This is a genomic window from Rhizobium sp. G187 (genome assembly GCF_051549525.1).
In the GTDB taxonomy this organism is placed as follows: domain Bacteria; phylum Pseudomonadota; class Alphaproteobacteria; order Rhizobiales; family Rhizobiaceae; genus Allorhizobium.
The window spans coordinates 360,706-379,525 of record NZ_JBPUGM010000003.1; the positions used below are offsets into that span (position 1 = coordinate 360,706).

The 18,820-nt window shown below is 60.3% G+C and carries 18 protein-coding genes; 10 read left to right on the forward strand and 8 right to left on the reverse strand.

All coding sequences use genetic code 11. From position 1 onward, the window contains the following. Window positions 1–593 precede the first annotated feature (593 nt). From odc2 to ACSV9I_RS10945, 4 genes are all read left to right on the forward strand, one after another. The gene (odc2, locus tag ACSV9I_RS10930) at window positions 594–1,727 is read left to right on the forward strand and encodes an ornithine/lysine decarboxylase (RefSeq protein WP_438328903.1); all 1,134 of its coding nucleotides are present in this window, start codon (window positions 594–596) and stop codon (window positions 1,725–1,727) included. A gap of 69 nt (window positions 1,728–1,796) precedes the next feature. After that, on the forward strand, window positions 1,797–2,393 hold the full coding sequence (locus ACSV9I_RS10935; RefSeq protein ID WP_438328905.1) for a GNAT family N-acetyltransferase: 597 nt from the start codon (window positions 1,797–1,799) through the stop codon (window positions 2,391–2,393). A 272-nt stretch (window positions 2,394–2,665) separates the two neighbouring features. Beyond that, window positions 2,666–3,361, forward strand: coding sequence for an OmpW/AlkL family protein (locus ACSV9I_RS10940; RefSeq protein WP_438328906.1), 696 nt, complete (start codon window positions 2,666–2,668; stop codon window positions 3,359–3,361). Between the two features lie 306 nt (window positions 3,362–3,667). Continuing rightward, complete coding sequence (locus ACSV9I_RS10945; protein ID WP_082352410.1) at window positions 3,668–4,285, forward strand: outer membrane protein; 618 nt, start codon at window positions 3,668–3,670, stop codon at window positions 4,283–4,285. A 78-nt stretch (window positions 4,286–4,363) separates the two neighbouring features. Here ACSV9I_RS10945 and ACSV9I_RS10950 read toward each other — a convergent pair whose 3' ends face one another. From ACSV9I_RS10950 to ACSV9I_RS10965, 4 genes are all read right to left on the reverse strand, one after another. Continuing rightward, on the reverse strand, window positions 4,364–6,208 hold the full coding sequence (locus tag ACSV9I_RS10950) for a methyl-accepting chemotaxis protein (RefSeq protein WP_438328908.1): 1,845 nt from the start codon (window positions 6,206–6,208) through the stop codon (window positions 4,364–4,366). A gap of 289 nt (window positions 6,209–6,497) precedes the next feature. Beyond that, the gene (locus tag ACSV9I_RS10955) at window positions 6,498–7,484 is read right to left on the reverse strand and encodes a WD40 repeat domain-containing protein (RefSeq protein WP_438328909.1); all 987 of its coding nucleotides are present in this window, start codon (window positions 7,482–7,484) and stop codon (window positions 6,498–6,500) included. Between the two features lie 56 nt (window positions 7,485–7,540). After that, entirely contained in the window at window positions 7,541–8,659 is a 1,119-nt protein-coding gene (locus ACSV9I_RS10960) for a CobW family GTP-binding protein (RefSeq protein WP_438328910.1), read from the reverse strand. A 181-nt stretch (window positions 8,660–8,840) separates the two neighbouring features. Next, window positions 8,841–9,632: a creatininase family protein gene (locus ACSV9I_RS10965; protein ID WP_438328911.1), complete on the reverse strand. Its 792-nt coding sequence runs from the start codon at window positions 9,630–9,632 to the stop codon at window positions 8,841–8,843. Between the two features lie 94 nt (window positions 9,633–9,726). Here ACSV9I_RS10965 and ACSV9I_RS10970 point away from each other — a divergent pair, with 94 nt between their 5' ends. The 5 genes from ACSV9I_RS10970 (at window position 9,727) to ACSV9I_RS10990 (ending at window position 14,287) form a co-directional block, all read left to right on the forward strand. Continuing rightward, the gene (locus ACSV9I_RS10970) at window positions 9,727–10,317 is read left to right on the forward strand and encodes a MarR family winged helix-turn-helix transcriptional regulator (RefSeq protein WP_438328912.1); all 591 of its coding nucleotides are present in this window, start codon (window positions 9,727–9,729) and stop codon (window positions 10,315–10,317) included. Window positions 10,318–10,394: 77 nt separating this feature from the next. Then, on the forward strand, window positions 10,395–11,411 hold the full coding sequence (locus ACSV9I_RS10975; protein ID WP_054157074.1) for a LacI family DNA-binding transcriptional regulator: 1,017 nt from the start codon (window positions 10,395–10,397) through the stop codon (window positions 11,409–11,411). 20 nt (window positions 11,412–11,431) lie between these two features. After that, entirely contained in the window at window positions 11,432–12,388 is a 957-nt protein-coding gene (locus ACSV9I_RS10980) for a 2-hydroxyacid dehydrogenase (RefSeq protein ID WP_438328914.1), read from the forward strand. Between the two features lie 111 nt (window positions 12,389–12,499). Further along, window positions 12,500–12,979: a hypothetical protein gene (locus ACSV9I_RS10985; protein WP_438328915.1), complete on the forward strand. Its 480-nt coding sequence runs from the start codon at window positions 12,500–12,502 to the stop codon at window positions 12,977–12,979. Between the two features lie 201 nt (window positions 12,980–13,180). Further along, window positions 13,181–14,287, forward strand: a complete 1,107-nt coding sequence (locus tag ACSV9I_RS10990) for a TRAP transporter substrate-binding protein (RefSeq protein ID WP_054157077.1) — start codon at window positions 13,181–13,183, stop codon at window positions 14,285–14,287. A 130-nt stretch (window positions 14,288–14,417) separates the two neighbouring features. Here the strand turns inward: ACSV9I_RS10990 and ACSV9I_RS10995 are convergent, their stop codons facing one another. Then, entirely contained in the window at window positions 14,418–16,277 is a 1,860-nt protein-coding gene (locus ACSV9I_RS10995) for a TRAP transporter large permease subunit (protein ID WP_438328916.1), read from the reverse strand. A gap of 1 nt (window position 16,278) precedes the next feature. Beyond that, window positions 16,279–16,830, reverse strand: coding sequence for a TRAP transporter small permease subunit (locus ACSV9I_RS11000; protein WP_054157079.1), 552 nt, complete (start codon window positions 16,828–16,830; stop codon window positions 16,279–16,281). Window positions 16,831–17,091: 261 nt separating this feature from the next. Between ACSV9I_RS11000 and ACSV9I_RS11005 the strand changes: the two genes are divergently transcribed. Continuing rightward, complete coding sequence (locus tag ACSV9I_RS11005; RefSeq protein ID WP_054157080.1) at window positions 17,092–17,316, forward strand: aa3-type cytochrome c oxidase subunit IV; 225 nt, start codon at window positions 17,092–17,094, stop codon at window positions 17,314–17,316. Window positions 17,317–17,484: 168 nt separating this feature from the next. Here ACSV9I_RS11005 and ACSV9I_RS11010 read toward each other — a convergent pair whose 3' ends face one another. Together ACSV9I_RS11010 and rpsU are read right to left on the reverse strand one after the other, a co-directional pair. Then, the gene (locus ACSV9I_RS11010; RefSeq protein ID WP_438329136.1) at window positions 17,485–18,294 is read right to left on the reverse strand and encodes a tetratricopeptide repeat protein; all 810 of its coding nucleotides are present in this window, start codon (window positions 18,292–18,294) and stop codon (window positions 17,485–17,487) included. Window positions 18,295–18,485: 191 nt separating this feature from the next. Then, entirely contained in the window at window positions 18,486–18,719 is a 234-nt protein-coding gene (gene rpsU / locus ACSV9I_RS11015; protein WP_054157081.1) for a 30S ribosomal protein S21, read from the reverse strand. Window positions 18,720–18,820: the final 101 nt, after the last annotated feature.

Sequence of the window (18,820 nt, forward strand, 5' to 3'; positions counted from 1 at the left end):
TTCCGCTGGTCTGCAGGCCGGTTCTGGTCGGGTCTGTTCTATCCGTGGATTGTGAACAATAGCTCGGCACTGTTCAATAGTGGCTGCGGGAGGTCTTCAAAAAACTTCCCCAGAGGTTGAAAAACCGCTTGATTATGACGGCCACCTTTCTTATCTCGTGATCAGCCCAAAGTCGCACGTGCCCGTGTGTGTCCGCCGACCCTCGAATGGGGATTTATCCCTAAGGTGAGGTCATCGGTAAGGTACCTGGAACTAACCCCTCCAGTCGCTATTCCGGCCAACCGGAAAATGCGAGGACATACGAAGCAACGACGGTGCGGGCCTTTCTAGTCTCTTCCGGCTTTCCATCAGCTGGAGTTACTTCAGAGGCACACCATCATTGCCGGAAGTGCGGTAGGGTCTCCCTCCAATCCATGGCAGACAAAGCGGATTTATGCGCTCGTTGCAGGGTGCGTTTATCCAATGTTTCGCGCGTCGAGCGTTCGTACGGTACCGGTGTCTCCACCGACTGGTTTCGAGCGATGTCTCGCCGTCCTTTGTCCATCCGCAAGCTTGGCAGCTTCGGATACACTTGGAATATGGAAGGTAGACCGATGACCACGGCTCGCATCCTCGACTTCATCAACACCCGACGTCCCGAAGGTCCCTGCCTCGTGGTTGACCTCGACGTCGTACGCGACAATTTCGGCGCCTTCCGGCATGCCCTGCCGGACAGCGCCATCTACTACGCAGTCAAGGCGAACCCAGCCCCAGAGATCCTCCAGCTCCTGGCGTCGCTCGGTTCGAACTTCGACTGCGCATCCGTTGCCGAAATCCAGATGGCGCTCGATGCCGGTGCGGATGCCTCGCGCATCTCGTTTGGCAACACCATCAAGAAGGAACGCGACATTGCCCGCGCGTTTGCACTTGGCGTGAACCTCTATGCCGTCGACAGCCATGAGGAAGTCGAAAAGATTTCCCGTGCCGCTCCCGGCGCACGCGTGTTCTGCCGCGTTCTGACCGATGGTGAAGGCGCTGAATGGCCGCTGTCCCGCAAGTTCGGCTGCGTTCCGCAGATGGCCGTCGACGTTCTCGTCTACGCCCATCAGCTCGGCCTCGAAAGCTTCGGCGTCTCGTTCCATGTCGGTTCGCAGATGACCAAGGTCGATGCCTGGGACGGCGCCCTTGCCGATGCCAAGCGCGTTTTTGCGTCGCTGGCCAAGCAGGGCATCGTTCTGAAGATGGTCAATATGGGCGGTGGTTTCCCGACCAAGTACCTGCGCGACATCCCGTCGGCAGAAGCTTATGGTCTGGCGATCAAGGCGTCGCTGAAGAAGCACTTCGGCAACAACATCCCGCAGACCATCATCGAGCCAGGCCGCGGCATGGTCGGCAATGCCGGCGTGATCAAGGCTGAGGTCGTGCTGATCTCGAAGAAGTCTGACCATGACGAGAACCGCTGGGTGTTCCTCGACATCGGCAAGTTCGGCGGTCTCGCCGAAACCATGGACGAAGCGATCCGTTACCCGATCCGCACCGCCCATGACGCCGACGAGATGGCGCCTTGCGTGCTTGCTGGCCCGACCTGCGATTCGGCCGACGTGATGTACGAGAAGAACATGTATCCGCTGCCGATCACGCTTTCGATCGGCGACGAGGTTCTGATCGAGGGCACCGGCGCCTACACCACCACCTATTCGGCGGTGGCGTTCAACGGCTTCGACCCGCTCAAGTCTTACGTCATCTGACGTCTCCCGTGCCGGCAAACCGGCACGGACCCTCACAATTATCGTCATCGCTTGGGATGGGAGGCCAGAATGGCCGCTGTTCTGACCAGCATGCGTGCGCTTTTTCACGCCACGCCTGCCTTCGTCATCGATCATGAAACGCCGGCTGATGTCGTTTCGCGCGAAGCGCTTCTCGACCGTGCCATGGGTGCGGATCGACGCAAGAAGTCGTCGGAGAAGATTCGGCGCAATCGCATTCCGGCCGAAGGGCTGGCGCTTGTCGCACGCGACCGGGACGGCCACGTGATCGGCACCGTGCGCCTGTGGAATGTCGAAGCTGGCGTCAGCCGCGAGGGGCAGGGTATTGATGCGCTGTTGCTCGGTCCACTTGCGGTCGATGCTGCCCATGCTGGCAAGGGCATTGGCGGTGCGCTGATGCGTGCCGCGCTTCTGGAAGCGAAGACCCGGGGCCACGGTGCGGTGGTCCTTGTCGGCGATGCGCCCTATTACGAGCGCTTCGGCTTCTTTGCCGAAAAGACCCAGCATCTGGTGATGCCGGGGCCATTTGCCCGCGAGCGTTTCCTGGCGCTTGAGCTTGTGCCCGGCTGGCTGGAAGGCGCGGCAGGCATGGTTGTTGCGACTGGCCGGCGGCTGTCCCAGCCGACGGATCGACGTCGCGCAGCCTGATCGACACCTCAAGGCATTTGCTGAAAGAGGCCCGGCCGACGATTCGTCGTGCCGGGCCTTTTCTTTCACGGGGCTATTTGTGGGTGTTCGCCCAACCTGCCGTTTTTCCAATCGTCAAATCTGACTGTCGCATTGCGGCAACAGTCTCCATTGTGATTGTTGTTCTTTATAATTCAAGGCTGACCTATTGATCTGGCTCAAATCGGGTCTCTCTCCATGACTGCTAGCTGGCATTGGCTAATGCCACAGATCGAATTCTCAAGGAGAGACCAATGACCACCCCCTGGACTGCCTGCAACCGCGCCATCATCGCGACCGCGACCCTCATGCTGCTGTCGTCAGCGGCGGCGGCGGCGGATCTCGCGCCACTGCAGGAGCCTGTCCCTGCGGCAACGACGGATATCGCTTCACTCAGCCCCTGGCAGATCCGCGTGCGTGGGCTTGGGGTCTTCACGAATGATTCCGGTTCGGTGGATGGCGTTGCCGGCTCTGACCTGTCCTACAGCGACACGGTGATCCCGGAACTCGATGTATCTTATTACTTCACCGATAACATCGCGGCTGAACTGATCCTCGGCACGACCTACGCCAATGTCTACGGCGAGGGGTCTGTTGCCGGTCTCGGCAAGATCGGCAAGACCTGGGTCCTGCCACCGACCCTGACCTTGCAGTATCATTTCACCGACTTCGGCGCCTTCAAGCCTTATGTCGGTGCCGGCCTCAACTACACGATGTTCTATAGTCAGTCGGGGGATACGGCGAGCGATCTCGATGTCAAGAACACCTTTGGCACGGCCTTGCAGATCGGCGCCGACTATATGGTGAACGAGCACTGGGGTGTGAACTTCGACGTGAAAAAGCTCTTCCTGAAGGCTGACTACGAGACCACGATCGGTGGTACAGACTTCTCGGGCAAGGCGAAGCTCGATCCCTGGCTGATCGGTGCCGGCGTCACCTATCGCTTCTGATCAGGCGGGCTACCGACGTAGAGTGAAAGGGGCGATCGCAAGGCGGTCGCCTCATTTTTTTGTGTCGATTGCGCAACAGCTTACAAAAGCATCAAGGCAAGTTGAGCTGCAATGATCTTTTTTCCGCCATAACACGGAACCAATTTCTCTCTACACCCTTCTGGCAGCGGGGTCCGGCGCGAAAAATGTTCGCTCGGGCGGGAACTAAAACGCTGATGAAGTTCTGATGGTTGTGTTGTATAATGATTACAGACAAAAATCAGGGGTGGCGTTACAACCCGATCTTGTAACACAGGAGTGAAACACATGATCAAGAGCATCCTTCTCGGTTCGGTCGCAGCTGTTGCGATCTCGACCTCGGTATTCGCAGCAGATGCGATCTATGAAGCACCGGCCGAGCCGCCGGTCGCTGTTGAATCCGCACCGGCCTTTACCTGGGCAGGCGGCTATGCAGGTATTCACACCGGCTACGGCTGGGGCAACGGCGACGTTGATGGCGTTGGTTCGGAAAGCTTCGACGGCGCTCGCTTCGGTGGCTTTGCTGGCTACAACTGGCAGCTTTCCAGCGGCTTCCTGGTCGGTCTTGAAGGCGACCTGAACTACGACTGGAACGAAGAAAACCTGGCCGGTTCGGATGTCAGCACCGGCCTCAGCGGCTCAGCTCGCGGTCGCGTCGGCTATGCCATGGACCGCGCGCTGCTCTTCGCAGCCGGTGGTTACACGGGCACCCAGATCGAGGGCAATGGCGACGATGACACGCTGCACGGCTGGACCGTCGGCGGTGGCGTCGACTACGCGCTCACCGATCGCATGTTCACGCGCGTCGAATATCGTTACAACGATTTCGGCACGGGTGACCTGGGTGGCAACGAGATCGATTTCGACCAGCACGTGGTCAATGTCGGTCTTGGCGTGAAGTTCTAATCAGAACACCCGGACTTAATAAGAACGCCCGGCCTCCTGAATGGATGGCCGGGCGTTTTTCGTTGGTGCCTTGTGTGATCAGGCGGCTGCTGACAGACGCCTTACGGGCTTTGCTGCTTCCTCGTCACGAATGCCAGAACGGCGATTGAGCTGGAAGCGACCGACAAGGTTCGACAGTTCGGTCGCACCGGCGGCAAGTGCGTGGCTGATGGCCGAGGTTTCCTCAACCATGGCGGCATTGCGCTGGGTCATCTGATCGATGTTCTCCACGGCGGCGCTGATCTCCTTGAGGCCAAGCGCCTGCTCCTTTGCAGCAAGAGCGATGGCGTCGATGTTCGTATCGATCTGGGTCACGAACTCCCCGATGCGGTCGAGCGCCGAACCGGTTTCGCCGACCAGCCTGACGCCTGATGAGACCTCGGTGCTGGACTTCTGGATCAAACCCTTGATATCACGCGCGGCCGTCGCGGATCGCTGGGCCAGTTCCCGCACTTCCTGGGCGACGACGGCAAAGCCCTTGCCGGCCTCGCCGGCGCGTGCGGCTTCAACGCCGGCGTTAAGCGCCAGCAGGTTGGTCTGGAAAGCGATTTCATCAATCACGCCGATGATCTGCCCGATCTCTGATGAGGCCTGTTCGATCCGCTCCATGGCTGTCACGGCCGAGCGCACCACTTCGGCGGATGCGATGGCCGAGTCCTTGGCCTCGCGAACGAGGTTGCGGGTGTCCTGTGTACGATCGGCCGAGGCATTGACGGTCGCGGTGACCTGTTCCAGCGCCGAGGAGGTCTGCTCAAGTGCGGCTGCCTGTTGTTCCGTTCGGGTGGCGAGGTTGGACGATCCCTCGCGCATTTCCATGCTGTTTTCGTGCAGCCGCCGGGTCTCGACCAGAACTCGTTCCAGTGTGGTCTGAAAGGTCGCGATGGAGTGGTTGAAATCCTCGCGCAACCGTTCGAATCGGTGATCGAAGGGCTCGTCCAGCGTCATGCGGATGTTGCAGTCGGCCAGGCGATGCAGGCCTGCGCCGAGCGTCTCTATGACGAAGCGGAGCGCCTCTGCTTCGATTGCCCGGTCCTGATCTCGGGCGCTGCGCTCCTGATCGATGACGGCACGGGCTCTTTCTGCGTCGGACTGCAGGCGCTGATTCTCAAGTCCGGCTTTGCGGAAGACCTCGACGGCGGCTGCGATCTGTCCGATTTCGTCCCGACGCTCTGAATGCGGCACGAGTTCCGAATAGGTGCCGGTGGCCATCTGCGTCATATAGCCGGAGATTTCGGCCAGCGGATTGAGGGCACGCCGGCGGACGAAGAAGACGGTCCCGATTGCGGTTGCGATCAGCATCAGGCCCAAAACCATTGACAGCGTTTCGCGGCTCGCAGATTCGGCCGCGGCATAGCCCTCGCGATCAACGAGATAGGCCCCGGCCATGGCAACCAATTGATTCACAGAAGCCTCATGGTCATGAAACTCTTGTTTTAGCTTCAGGAGAACCGGCTTGATGGCGCTAACATCGCCGACATTTGCCGACGGGATGTAGTCGCCTTCAAGTGTCTTCCAATAGGTGTCGCCCTTGGCCAGAACGTCCGTATAGAGCTTATTCTGCAAGCTTGCGGGCAGGGTGGAGGATTTCCAGTAGTCGCGTCGCTCTTCGTAGAGCTTATGCAGATCTTTGATGCGCGGGACATTGGTCGCTGCCGTTTCCGGATGCAGCGCGGTTTCGCTGGCGAGTGCATAGGACTCGATGAGGTAGAGCGGAGGAGGCAGGATGTCGGCGATCAGGTCCTTGCCGTCGACGATCTCTTGATAGATCGGTCCGTTCACCTTCAGCATCTGCAGTGTCTGGGCGCCGATGGCTGCGACGACCACGATACCGCCTGCGAGAGCTAGACCGGCTGTCGTGATGACGATTTTCAAATTGAGTGTCATGGTGTATCCGTGCGGATGGCAGGGCAGCCGGCGTCCAGTGCAAGCAGGAGCGTCCGCGGAGCAATGCCGTGGTTCAACAGTCTGATTTTTTGAAATAGCGCGGCGAACGAAGCGCGGCTTATATCTCTCGCCCGTCCTGTCCTCATCAAAGGACAAATATCCTACCGGTCGGTTAAGGTTGACGACTCGTTTAGGGGGCTATGCAAGATTTAGCGGGTTTTTTTTGTCATTTCGGTAAGGGCGCCCGGAAGCCTGCAATCAACAGGGTTTCCCGGGCGCTCCGGCTCAATCAGGCGGTGATGTCGATGACGCCGCAGTCGCCCTGATCGGATGCAAAGCAGAGAAGCTTGCCGGTCGCGCTCCAGTCCATGGCCGTGATCGCACCTTTGCCTGGGCGACGCAGAAGGGCCTCCTTGCCGTCCGCAATCCGCACGGCGAGGATCATGCCGTCGATAAAGCCGATGGCGAGAACCTCTTCCAGTGGATGGAAGGCGACCTGGGTCACGAGGATGTTGGCGCGTGTGCCGAGTTCCAGCGGCGCCTTGCCCATTGGGCCATCCTTGCCGGCAAAAGGCCAGACGATGGCGGCAGGCGCACCGGATGAGGCCAGCCATTTTCCCTTCGGCGACCAGGACAGGGATTTGACCTTTGCGGGGTAGCCGGTCATCCGCATGTGACGGGCATCCGTGCTCTTGCCGTCCAGCTTCCAGCCGTGAAGGGCGCTTTCCTGCATCGTGGTGACGACGAAGCGGCCATCGGGTGAGAAGGTCACGCCGGTATGCGCGCCTTTCCAGTCGAGGTCGACAGGTGCGCCCGCAGTTCCAACCCAGTGCAGAGTCACGCCATTATAGCGGGCGACTGCGATGCGCAGACCCTTGGGCGCGAAGTCCACACCCTCAACCGTGCGCTCCTCGGCGAATTCCTTCGTCGTACCATCTGCGAGCCGCACGAACGTGGACTTCCCATGGGCATAGGCTACGGCGCCTTGCGGGCCGGGGGCGACGACATTGATCCATTTACGCGGGGCATGGGCCAGTTCGGTCACGCTGCCGTCAGGGGCGATCCGGAGCACGCGCCCGTCCTCGCCGCCGGTGAGGAGGGTTTGGCTGGCGGGATCCTTGACGCAGGTCAGCAATCCGGCATCCGTTTCCGTCACCTTCTCGCCGCCATCGAGGCGGTGGATAGCACCGCTCGAGGCGGCGAAAACCGGAATGTCGCCGAGAAAATGGGCTGCCAGCACGTGGCCTTCGATGTCGAGCGGGGCAACGGTCGGCATGGGTCAGATATGTCCTCTTGCTTTGTATTTGGGCAGGGTCAGGTGAGGGCGACGGCTCACGCCGTCGCCTCGCAGGCCTTGAAGCTCGCTTCGAGCTTTTCGCGATCCAGCTCTCGACCGATGAAGACGAGGCGGCTTTCGCGCTTTTCACCATCCTTCCACGGACGCTGGTGATCGCCCTCGACGATCATGTGCACGCCCTGAACAACGTAACGTTCTTCGTCGCCCTTGAAGGCGATGATACCCTTCAGGCGCAGGATGTTCGGGCCTTGCGTCTGCGTTACCTTCTGGATCCAGGGGAAGAAGCGATCCGGGTTCATCTCGCCGCCGCGCAGCGAGACGGAAACAACCGTTACGTCATGGATCGCGGATGGGGCGTGATCATGGTGGTGATGGCCGTGGTCATGCGCATGGCCATGATCATGATGATCGTGCCCGTGGTCATGATGATGATGGTCGTGATCATGGTGATGATGGTCGTGGCCGCAATCCGGACCGCAGACATGATCGGGGGCATCGTGATCGAGGAAATGCGGATCGTTTTCCAGCGCGCGCTCAAGATTGAAGGCGCCCTGGTCGAGCACCTTGGACAGATCGACGCCGGAGCGGGTGGTCGAGTAGATGCGGGCGGACGGGTTGATCGCGCGTACGATGTGCTCGATCTGGTGCAGCTCGTCATGGCTGACAAGATCGGCCTTGTTGATGACAACGACATCGGCAAAGGCGATCTGGTCTTCGGCTTCGCGGCTGTCCTTCAGGCGCAGCGGCAGGTGCTTGGCGTCGACAAGCGCGACCACGGCATCAAGCTCGGTCTTGGAGCGGACATCGTCATCCATGAAGAAGGTCTGAGCAACGGGAACAGGATCGGCGAGGCCCGTCGTCTCGACGATGATGCCATCGAACCGGCCGGGGCGGCGCATCAGGCCTTCAACGACGCGGATCAGGTCGCCGCGCACCGTGCAGCAGACGCAGCCATTGTTCATCTCGTAGATTTCTTCGTCCGACTCGACGATCAGGTCGTTATCGATGCCGATTTCGCCGAATTCATTGACGATGACGGCGTATTTCTTGCCGTGGTTTTCCGACAGAATGCGGTTCAAGAGCGTGGTCTTTCCGGCGCCGAGATAGCCGGTGAGCACGGTGACGGGTGTCGGTTTTGCGGTTGCTTCGGTCATGAAAGCCTCGATCGGGTGGGACTGCCGCATCAGCGGCTTGTAATGGTGTTACCCCCATATAGGCGTTCAGCCGGAGCAGTTCAAAGGCTTTCGTGCGGTCAGGTGAGGTTCAATGTCGGGCAACCGCCTGAGGTCGGGGTGGCAAAGCGGAAGCCCTTGCCGAAGCAGGTACAGGCTGTATTCACCGAAAGTCCGCCACATCAAACTGACGCACATCCTCAATCAGCTCCACCAGTCCCTGTACCGCGTGCTCGATCAACCTTTCGCCCTTGTCCGCCGTTGCTGCCTTCGCATTGCCGGCGACGCCTCGTGGGTTGAGGTCGGCCATTTTCCAGCCGAAGGCATGCGGACCGTAGGCGCGCAGGTGCGTGAAGCGCTGGACTAGATCGGTTTGGCGGGACGGAAAATTTTCGGCCTTCTGCATGTCGACACGCTCAGGTGCGAGCGCCAGCATGACCGAGGTTTCGATATCGCCGCCGTGAATGTCGATGGCCTTGGCCTCCGGTGTGATGACGCCCTCCGGCAGTCCGAAGCGGGTCCAGCTTGTCGCCACGACCAGCATGTTGAAGCGGACGCGGGCCTCGGTCGCGACAATGGTGAGCAGGGGAGAGTTGCCGCCATGGGCATTGAGCAGAACGAGCTTGCGAATGCCCCCTTCGTTCAATTCCTCCGCCATGCCCAGCCAGCGGGTGACGGCCTCGTCGAAGGCGAGCGTCCGAGTGCCCTCGACGTCCATGTGTTCGATGGAATAGCCGACCGGCTCCGTTCGCAGGATCGTGACTGGCAAATGATCCGGCAAGGCGGCTGCGAGCCGCTCTGCGATGCCGGTTGCGATGATGGTGTCCGTCTCGAAGGGCAGGTGCGGGCCGTGCTGCTCATGGGCGCCGAGCGGCAGGACGGCGATCCAGTCGTGGCGATCACGCGGCGACAGCCGGGCATCGTTGAGGTTGAACCAGCGCTCGGGTTTCGCCATCTGGCCTCGTCTCCTGATCTTCGATATGACAGGCGACCGTTCGCGGCCAGCCTATCGGCTGGTGATGCATGCGGCCAAGCCCCCGGGGAGAGTAATGGCGAAAAAGGACAAGGCCGACAAGGCACCCAAGGCACCCAAGCCTGAGAAGGCGGCCAAGGGCGACACTGGCGGCAAGCTGGATCGCAGCGAGAAGAAGAAGGGGGCGAAGAAGAAGGATCTCGCCGGAAGCGGCCTGCTTTCTGCCTCCGTCACTCAGGTTGCGCGGGCCATGCGCACGCGTCTCTCCCACGGGCTTTCGCAAAGTGGTCTTTACCCCGGACAGGATGGCGTCATCCAGCTGCTGGCCGCCGATGACGGCATGACGCCCGGCGCCCTGGCGCTTAGGCTCGGCGTCAAGGCACCGACGATGACGCGCACCATCGGCCGCATGGAAGCTCAGGGCTTCGTCACCCGGCATGCGGATGATCGTGACCAGCGGCAGACAAAGGTCTATCTGACCGGAGAGGGCCGCAACAGCCTGGCGCGTATACAGGCCGCCATGGCCGAATGCGAGCGTGAGGCGATCCGCGGACTGTCTGGAAAAGAGGTGCGCCAACTTGTGAAGCTGCTCACCGCCATTGAGGACAACCTGTCAAGCCGGCCGCAGGCCGTGCGTGAACCAGTCGATCTGGACGAAGACGATTGAAAGCCGCGCTTAAATTGTTTAATTAAACGGTTTAAGGGCGCGAACTCGCGCTGCCGGTCTGCTGCGAGGGAGGATACGTGGCACAAAAGGTCAAGCTTTCGACCATTGCGGAATCGCTCGGTCTGTCTACGGCGACAATTTCGCTTGCGCTCCGCGACAGTCCGCTGGTTGCCGTCGATACCAGGGAAAAGATCAAGGAGCAGGCAAGGGCGCTCGGTTATATCTATAACCGCCGTGCGGCCAGTCTCCGGACATCGCGGTCGGGCATTATCGGCGTTGTGGTGCATGACATCATGAACCCGTTTTACGGGGAGATCCTGAAGGCGATCGAGACCGAACTCGACCGCAGTCGCCACACCTTCATTCTGTCCAACCACTATGATTCGGTCGACAAGCAGCGCATGTTCGTCGAGACGCTTTTGCAGCTTGGCGGTGACGGCGTGATCATGTCGCCGGCCATTGGCACGCCGCCGGAAGATGTGATGCTGGCGGAAAACAACGGGATGCCGGCAATCTTCATTGCCCGCTCGATGGATGGGCTCGACGTACCGATCTATCGCGGTGACGACACCTATGGCATTTCGCTTGCGACCAATCATCTGATTGGTCTTGGCCATCGCTCGATTGCGATGATCGGCGGTACCGACCAGACGTCGACGGGGCGTGATCGTTATCAGGGCTATGTCAATGCGCTGCGCAAGGCGGGCATAGAGGTCGATCCGGGCCTTCGCATTCCAGGGCCCCGCACCAAGCAGGGCGGTTTCGAGGCGGCTGTGAACTTCCTGTCTTTGCCGCAAAAGCCAACGGCTGCGGTGTGCTGGAACGATCTTGTCGCCATCGGTCTGATGAACGGCATTGCCCGTGCGGGACTGGTGCCCGGCAAGGACATTTCCGTGACTGGCTATGACGATCTTGAAGAAGCCTCGATCGCAACGCCAGCGCTGACGACCGTCTGGAACGGTCAGGCCGAGGTCGGCAGGCTGGCCGCGCGGGCGCTGCTCGACAAGCTTGCGGGCAGCCACGAGCCTGATGGCATCCATCTGATCAAGCCCGAGATGCGGATTCGCCAGTCGACCAGCCCCATTCCGCGTTGAAAGCCGAAGGAAGCTCCCCCATGACCAAGCCTGTCATCCTGATCCCGGGACGTATCCATCCGCGTGTTACCGGGCGCCTGTGCGAGCGCTGCGAACTTGTCGAAATCGCCTCCGTCGACACGTCAGAGCTGGATGCGGAAACATTGTCGCGGGTGCGTGGCGGTGCGGTGTCAGGCCGTTTTCCGGCGTCGCTGATGGCGGCGCTGCCTAATCTTGAGGTCATCGGCAGCTTCGGCGTCGGCTATGACGGCGTTGACGTTGCGGAAGCGGCCCGCCGGGGCGTATTCGTCACGCATACGCCTGATGTCCTGAACGACGAGGTTGCCGATACGGCGCTCGCCTTGCTGCTCAATACCGTGCGCCGGTTTCATTTCGCTGAAACCTATCTGCGCGAAGGGCGCTGGGAAAGCGAAGGGGCTTTCCCGCTGTCGCCCCTGTCGCTCAAGGGCCAGCGCGTCGGCATACACGGGCTGGGGCGGATCGGCCTGGAGATCGCGTCGCGGCTGGTGCCGTTCAAGGTGGAGATCCATTATCACACCCGCACGCCCCGTGCCGATGTGCCCTACACCTATCACGAAAGCCTGCTTGCACTCGCCACCGCCGTCGATACGCTGATCTCGATCGTGCCGTCGACGCCGCAGACCGCGGGTGCAATCGACGCCGGGGTGCTGAAGGCGCTTGGGCCGAAGGGCGTGCTGATCAATGTCGGACGTGGATCGACAGTCGATGAGCCGGCGCTGATTGCGGCACTCAAGGACGGGACCATCGCGGCCGCCGGCCTCGACGTCTTTGCGGACGAGCCGCGCGTGCCGAAGGCTTTGCTCGACCTGCCGAATGTCTCGCTCTTGCCGCATGTCGCCTCGGCCTCCGTCCCGACGCGGGATGCGATGGCGGATCTGGTGGCCGACAATATTCTCTCCTGGTTCGAAGAGGGGCGGCCGCTGACGCCGGTTCCGGAAACACCGTTCAAGGGCTGATGTAACCCCCGAAGGCCTTGGCCGACTTGCAAGCTTGCCGCTCCAGCTTTCGGCAAGCTTGTCGGCGCATTGTTCCCTGACCAGCCCTCAAGGCGGTGAAGGGGTGCTTCCATGAAAGCCTATCTCCTCGTGCTTGCGTCGTCGCTCGGCGCTGCAGCGGTTGCCGCGACAGGATTGTCGCTGCTCGCCAATCCTGCCGCCATGTCGTCTGTTCAGACCGATGCCCTGATTTCTGGCGGTATTCCTCAGCCGGCTGGGCCCAAGCCCTCGACGCTGATTGATGCGGCGGCTGTCGGGGCGTCGCCACCGGCGATTTTTTCGGTTTCCAATTTTACCCGCCGCAGCGTCTGTCTGGTCGAGCGGGGTGGAACGCTCACCAGCCGCAGCCGCTCCTTCTTTGCCCCTCCGGATTGTGCCGCAGTCTGGCCCGGGCTGCAGGCGGCGCGGACTTGGACGGAAAACGAAGATGGCAGCGTCACCCTCAGCGACGGTGCCGGAAAGGCGCTGATCACGCTGGTACGGGGAAAGAGCTTTTCCTACGAGATGGCAGACCCACGTGAGGCCGATCTCGCTTTGCTCATGCTGCCGTGACGCGCCCGTGCCACCTTGCTGGCCCTTTGTCGGTGGGACAAAAGTGCAGGCATCTGGATGATACAACCAAAGTCTAGGCCTAAAGGTGCATGAGGCATGTCTTGAAAGCGTTGTGCCAACATGGTTAGCTCTCGTGATCGATGCGAGGGGGAAGGCGCAACGGCGCCTTTTCGTCGATCAGTCCATAACGGGAGGTATTACATGGATCGTCGTTCATTTATCAAAAAGGCCGGGATTGCCGGTGCTGGCGCTGCCGCTTCGACAGTGCTCGCCGCACCTGCCATCGCGCAGGGTGCGCCCAAGGTCACCTGGCGTCTGACGTCATCATTTCCGAAGTCGCTCGACACCATCTATGGTGGCGCTGATGACATCGCCAAGCATGTTTCCGAAGCCACTGACGGCAATTTCACTATACAACCCTTTGCAGCGGGTGAGATCGTGCCCGGTCTGCAAGCCGCTGACGCCGTGTCTGCCGGCACTGTCGAGATGTGCCATACCTGCTCCTACTATTATGTCGGCAAGGACCCGACCTTCGCGATCGGCACGGCCATCCCCTTCGGCCTCAATGCACGCCTGACCAATTCCTGGTTCTATGAAGGCAATGGCAACACGCTACTCAACGAATTCTATGCGACCCACGGCCTTGTCGGTTTTATCGCCGGTAATACCGGTGCGCAGATGGGGGGCTGGTTCCGCAAGGAGATCAATACCGTCGACGACTTCAAGGGCGTGAAGATGCGCATCGCCGGTCTGGCAGGCCGCGTTGTCGAAAAGCTTGGGGCCGTACCGCAGCAGATCCCGGGCGGCGACATCTACCCGGCGCTCGAAAAGGGCACGATCGATGCCGCTGAGTGGGTCGGGCCCTATGACGACCAGAAGCTCGGCTTCAACAAGGTTGCCCCTTACTACTATTATCCAGCCTTCTGGGAAGGTGGCCCGGTTATCCATGCCTTCGTCAACAAGACCAAGTATGATGAGCTTCCGGCCGGCTACAAGGCGGTGCTGCGTGACGCCTGCGCCTATGCCAATACCAGCATGATGGCGAAGTACGACAAAAAGAACCCCGTCGCTATCCGCGAGCTTGTGGCAGCCGGTACGCAGCTGCGTCCATTCAGCCAGGAGATCCTCGAAGCCTGCTATAATGCCGCAACCGAGGTCTATGCCGAGATCACCGCGTCAAACGAGTGGTTCAAGAAGATCTACGAAGACCAGGTCGCGTTCAAGCGCGATGCCTATCTGTGGATGCAGCTGTCTGAATACACCTATGACACCTTCATGATGATGCAGCAGCGCGCCGGCAAGCTCTAAGCCTTATGCCTTCGTGATCCGCAATGCCCGGCCTCCTGTGGAGGCCGGGTTTTTTATTGTCTGCTGCGTCGCTGCGAATGGGAGACAGAAAAAAAAGCCCCCGGACGGGGGCTTTTCCATTTTGGTTGCATCAGTTGAAGGCTGGTGGCTGACTGAGATCCGGGGTCTTCGATGCCGGTGCCGGTGCCGGGGCAGCTGGAGCGGGTGCCTGCGCCCCGCCGAAGTCCGGCGGCGGCAGACCGAGCGATGGTGCTGCTGGTGCTGCGGACGTTCCGGGTGTTGCGGGCTGTCCACCAAAGCTCGGCGGAGGTAGTCCGAAGGATGGGGCCGTACCGGTTCCGGATCCGAGTGGCGGCAATGACAGGCCACCACCGGAGGGAACCTGAATCTGGATCGTGCTTGGATCGGCCGTTCCTGCCGTACCCTTGTAGTGCATGACCAGGCCTGGGAAGGCAATGACCACCATGATCATCAGGAATTGGATGACGATGAAGGGGAGGACGCCCTTGTAGATGTCCAGTGTCTTGATGCCGGGTCGCGTATGTCCCGTCACCTTGTCCTTCCATTGGCCTTCGGGTGCGACAGAGCGCAGGTAGAATAGCGAGAAGCCGAAGGGAGGTGTGAGGAACGAGGTTTGCAGGTTGATGCCAAGGATGATGCCGAACCAGACGAGGTCGATGCCATGGCTTTCGGCCACAGGTACGAGCAGTGGCACCATGATGAAGGCGATCTCGAAGAAATCGAGGAAGCAGCCGAGGATGAAGACGATGATCGTGACAACGATCAGGAAGCCGTATTCACCGCCCGGCAGGGCAAGCATCAGGTCCTCGATCCAGACATTGCCGTTGATGCCGTAGAAGGTCAGGCCGAAGACTCGGGCACCGATCAGGATCATCATGACGAAAGCCGAGAGGCGGGTGGAGGCGTCGAGTGCATTCTTCAGCACCGCAAAGGACAGACGTCCCTTGGCGGCGGAGATGATCAGGGCCCCCGTTGCACCCATGGCGCCGCCTTCAGTCGGGGTGGCGATGCCGAGGAAGATCGTGCCAAGCACGAGGAAGATCAACGCCAGCGGCGGCACCATCACGATGATCACCTGCTGGGCGAGGCGGGAGATCAGGTTCAGGTTCATGCCGCGGTTGACGAGCGCCAGGATGTAGACGGTCGTGACGCTAAATGCGAGCCCGGCGACCAGCTGCCATTCCGGGCTCTGAATGCCTGTGAACAGAAACGACCGACCGAGGAAATAGAGGCCGGTCCCGAGGGCGATCATGACCAGCAGGGACGTGACCCCGTCACCCAGTGTGCGGGCTTCCTTCGGCAGGGCAGGGACCCATTGGGGTTTGATCAGGCTGATTACGAAAATATAAGCGCAGTAGGTGGCGATGATGAGGAGTGCGGGATAGAGCGCGCCGACATACATGTCTCCAACAGATCGGCCGAGCTGGTCGGCCATGACGATCAGCACGAGCGACGGCGGCACGATCTGCGCCAGCGTGCCAGAAGCTGCAATCGTTCCGGTCGCGAGCGGGGCGTTGTAATTGTAGCGCAGCATGATCGGCAGAGAGATGAGGCCCATGGCCATGACCGATGCGGCGACAACGCCTGTCGTGGCGCCAAGCAGGGCGCCAACCAGAATGACCGCATAGGCAAGGCCACCGCGAATCGGGCCGAACAGCTGACCGATCGTGTCGAGCAGATCTTCTGCCATGCGCGAGCGCTCGAGGATGATGCCCATCAGGGTGAAAAAGGGGATCGACAGCAATGTCTCGTTGGACATGATGCCGCCGTAGATGCGGTCTGGATGGGACTGCAGCAGCGGCCAGAACAAGCGGATCTCTGAAGAGATCGTTGAGAATTCGACGCCGAGGACGAAGTAGATCAATCCGCCAGCGGCGAGCGTGAAGGCGACCGGATAGCCGAGCAGCAGCATCAGCATGACGGTCGTGAACATGATGGGCGCAAGGTTATGTGCGATCAGATCGATCATCTCAGCGCTCCATATTTTCGGTTGCGGCTTCTTCCAGTGCGGGATCGGCCATCCGTCCGGTGACGATGGCGAAGCGCTTGATGATTTCAGAAAACGCCTGGGCTACGAGCAGCATGAAGCCGATCAACACGACTCCCTTTGCGGGCCAGATGATCAGGCCGCCGGCGCTTGAGGAGATTTCCCCCGATGTGAAGGATCGCCAGAACCAAGGCCATGCGAGGTAGGCCATCAGCGTGGAGAAAGGCACCAGAAAGATGATGTGCAGGATGAGGTCGATCCAGTCCCGCGTCCGCTTGGTCCAGGTGCTCGACACGATGTCGATGCGGATGTGTTCGTTGCGCAGCAGCGTGTAGGCGGCGGCCAGCATGAAGACCGCGCCGAACAGGTACCATTGTAGTTCGAGCCACGCATTGGATGACAAGTCGAACATCTTGCGCATAACGGCATTGCCGGCGCTGATCAGCACGGCTGCCAGGAGCAGCCAGGACACGGAACGTCCGATGAAGGCGTTGACTGTGTCGATCAGCCGGGAAAGAGCCAATAGAATTTTCATGGTTTTTGTCTCCCCATAGTGCTTCGTGATTAGAGCATGGATTGCATGGGTGCAACGGTCGCTCTGCCACTTCTCCGGAGGCATTCGACCAAAGTCGCGACGCTGTGTTTATGAAGGTACAGCCGGGGCGACAAAATGCGCGCTGGCTGCGATTGCGCTCCCGCTGTCGTTTGTGTATTCGGGAATTCGACCTTATTTCACCAGCGCTGGCCGGATGCGATTCTGCGGGCGGGTGTCAGACGAAGACGTGGGAGATCGACTATGAGCGAACATCATTCCGGTCCGGTTGAAACCGGTGCTCAGATGGATTACCGGGAGCATGAAAAGACCTATGACTTCTTTATCGCCGGCACCAAGTATGGCACGGCCATCCTGGTTGCTCTGATGATCGCCATGGCTGCCGGCTTTTTCGGTGGCGCTGGGCTGATCGGCGGCTTCTTCGTCTGGATCGTTCTCAGCATTGCCGGCGTCTTTATCATGCGCTGATCGGCATTCCTGCTGATATGTTGTTCAAGGCGATCCGTCAGGCGGGTCGCCTTTTTCTTTGTCTGCTGTTCTGAGCCCTGGCCGTCGCCGAGCACAAAAGAAAACGGCGGGTTTCCCCGCCGCTGATCACTGTCAAAACTTGGCTTCAGTCTCGCTGAGCTTAACCGCTCAGCTCGCGCCGCGCGTCCGGGCGAGGCCCTGCTTGGCGGGTTCATATTTCGGGTCCAGATTAAGCGCGTGGGCGTAGGACTTGGCAGCGCGTGCCTTGTCGCCGCGACGCTCATAGACCAGTGCCTGGTTGGCCCAGCTTTCAGCGATGTTTCCGTTCAGCTCGATGGCGAGGTTGAAGTCGGCAAACGCGTTTTCATCGTCGTTGAGCGCGATATAGGAGACGCCGCGGCCGTTATAGGGCTCGGGCGCGCGTCCGGACAGCGAGATGGCTTTTGAGAAGTCCTCGATCGCCTTGGCGTGGTCGCCGCGCAGCTGGTAGATCAGGCCGCGATTGTGGTAGGCGCGCCCGTCCGTGGTGTTGAGCTGGATGGCGCGGTTGAAGTCTCCGAAGGCTTCGTCGATGCGCCCGGCCTGACGATAGATATTGCCGCGGCCGATATAGGCGACATCGTAATTCGCGTTCAGCTTCAGAGCCGCATTGTAATCGGCGGCAGCTTCAACCGGCTTGCCCATGTTGCGGTAGACGAGCGCACGGTTGGCATAGGCCTGGTAGAACTGTGGGTTGATCTGAAGTGCGGTGTTGAAGTCGTCCAGCGCGGGCTTGAACTGGCCTGCACGGCCATAAGCGGAGCCGCGAACATTGTAGCCTTCAGGGTCGCGTGGGTTCGACTGAATGACGGCCGTCAGCGATGCAATGTTTTCCTCAGAGCCCTGGGCGCGATCGACGCGGATAACATCCGTCGTTTCCGTAGTTGTCGCGCAGCCAGCCAGCGCCAGAAGCGCGGTCACAGCCATCGCAGTCGCCATCTGCCTCGTACGGATTGCGGGGAGGGCGGTCGCGAGGATCGAGGTGTTTTTCATCGGTCGCATCATCCGGCCGCTGCCAGCGCCAGAAAGCTCCGGGAACAGCGTCAGTTCGTGTTTCATATCAAAAGAGCGGCGGCGATTCTCTTCGCCCCCGCTCTCATTTCATAGGAAAACGTCCAAATCGGGGCTGATCAGCGAGCAGCCGAGCGCGACGGACCAGCAATCAGACCTTCGCGCTGCATCCGCTTGCGAGCAAGCTTGCGAACGCGACGAACGGATTCGGCCTTTTCGCGAGCGCGCTTCTGGGACGGCTTCTCATAGAAGTCGTGCATCTTCATTTCACGGAAGATGCCTTCGCGCTGCATCTTCTTCTTGAGAGCGCGGAGCGCCTGGTCAACGTTGTTGTCGCGGACTAGTACCTGCACGTTTATCCCGTTCCTTCGGTTCTAAGAGTTGTGTCCTTCCGCCAACGAACGTTGCATCGACGGAAACAGCAAAAAGGTTCGCCTGACCTTGTGAGTCTGGC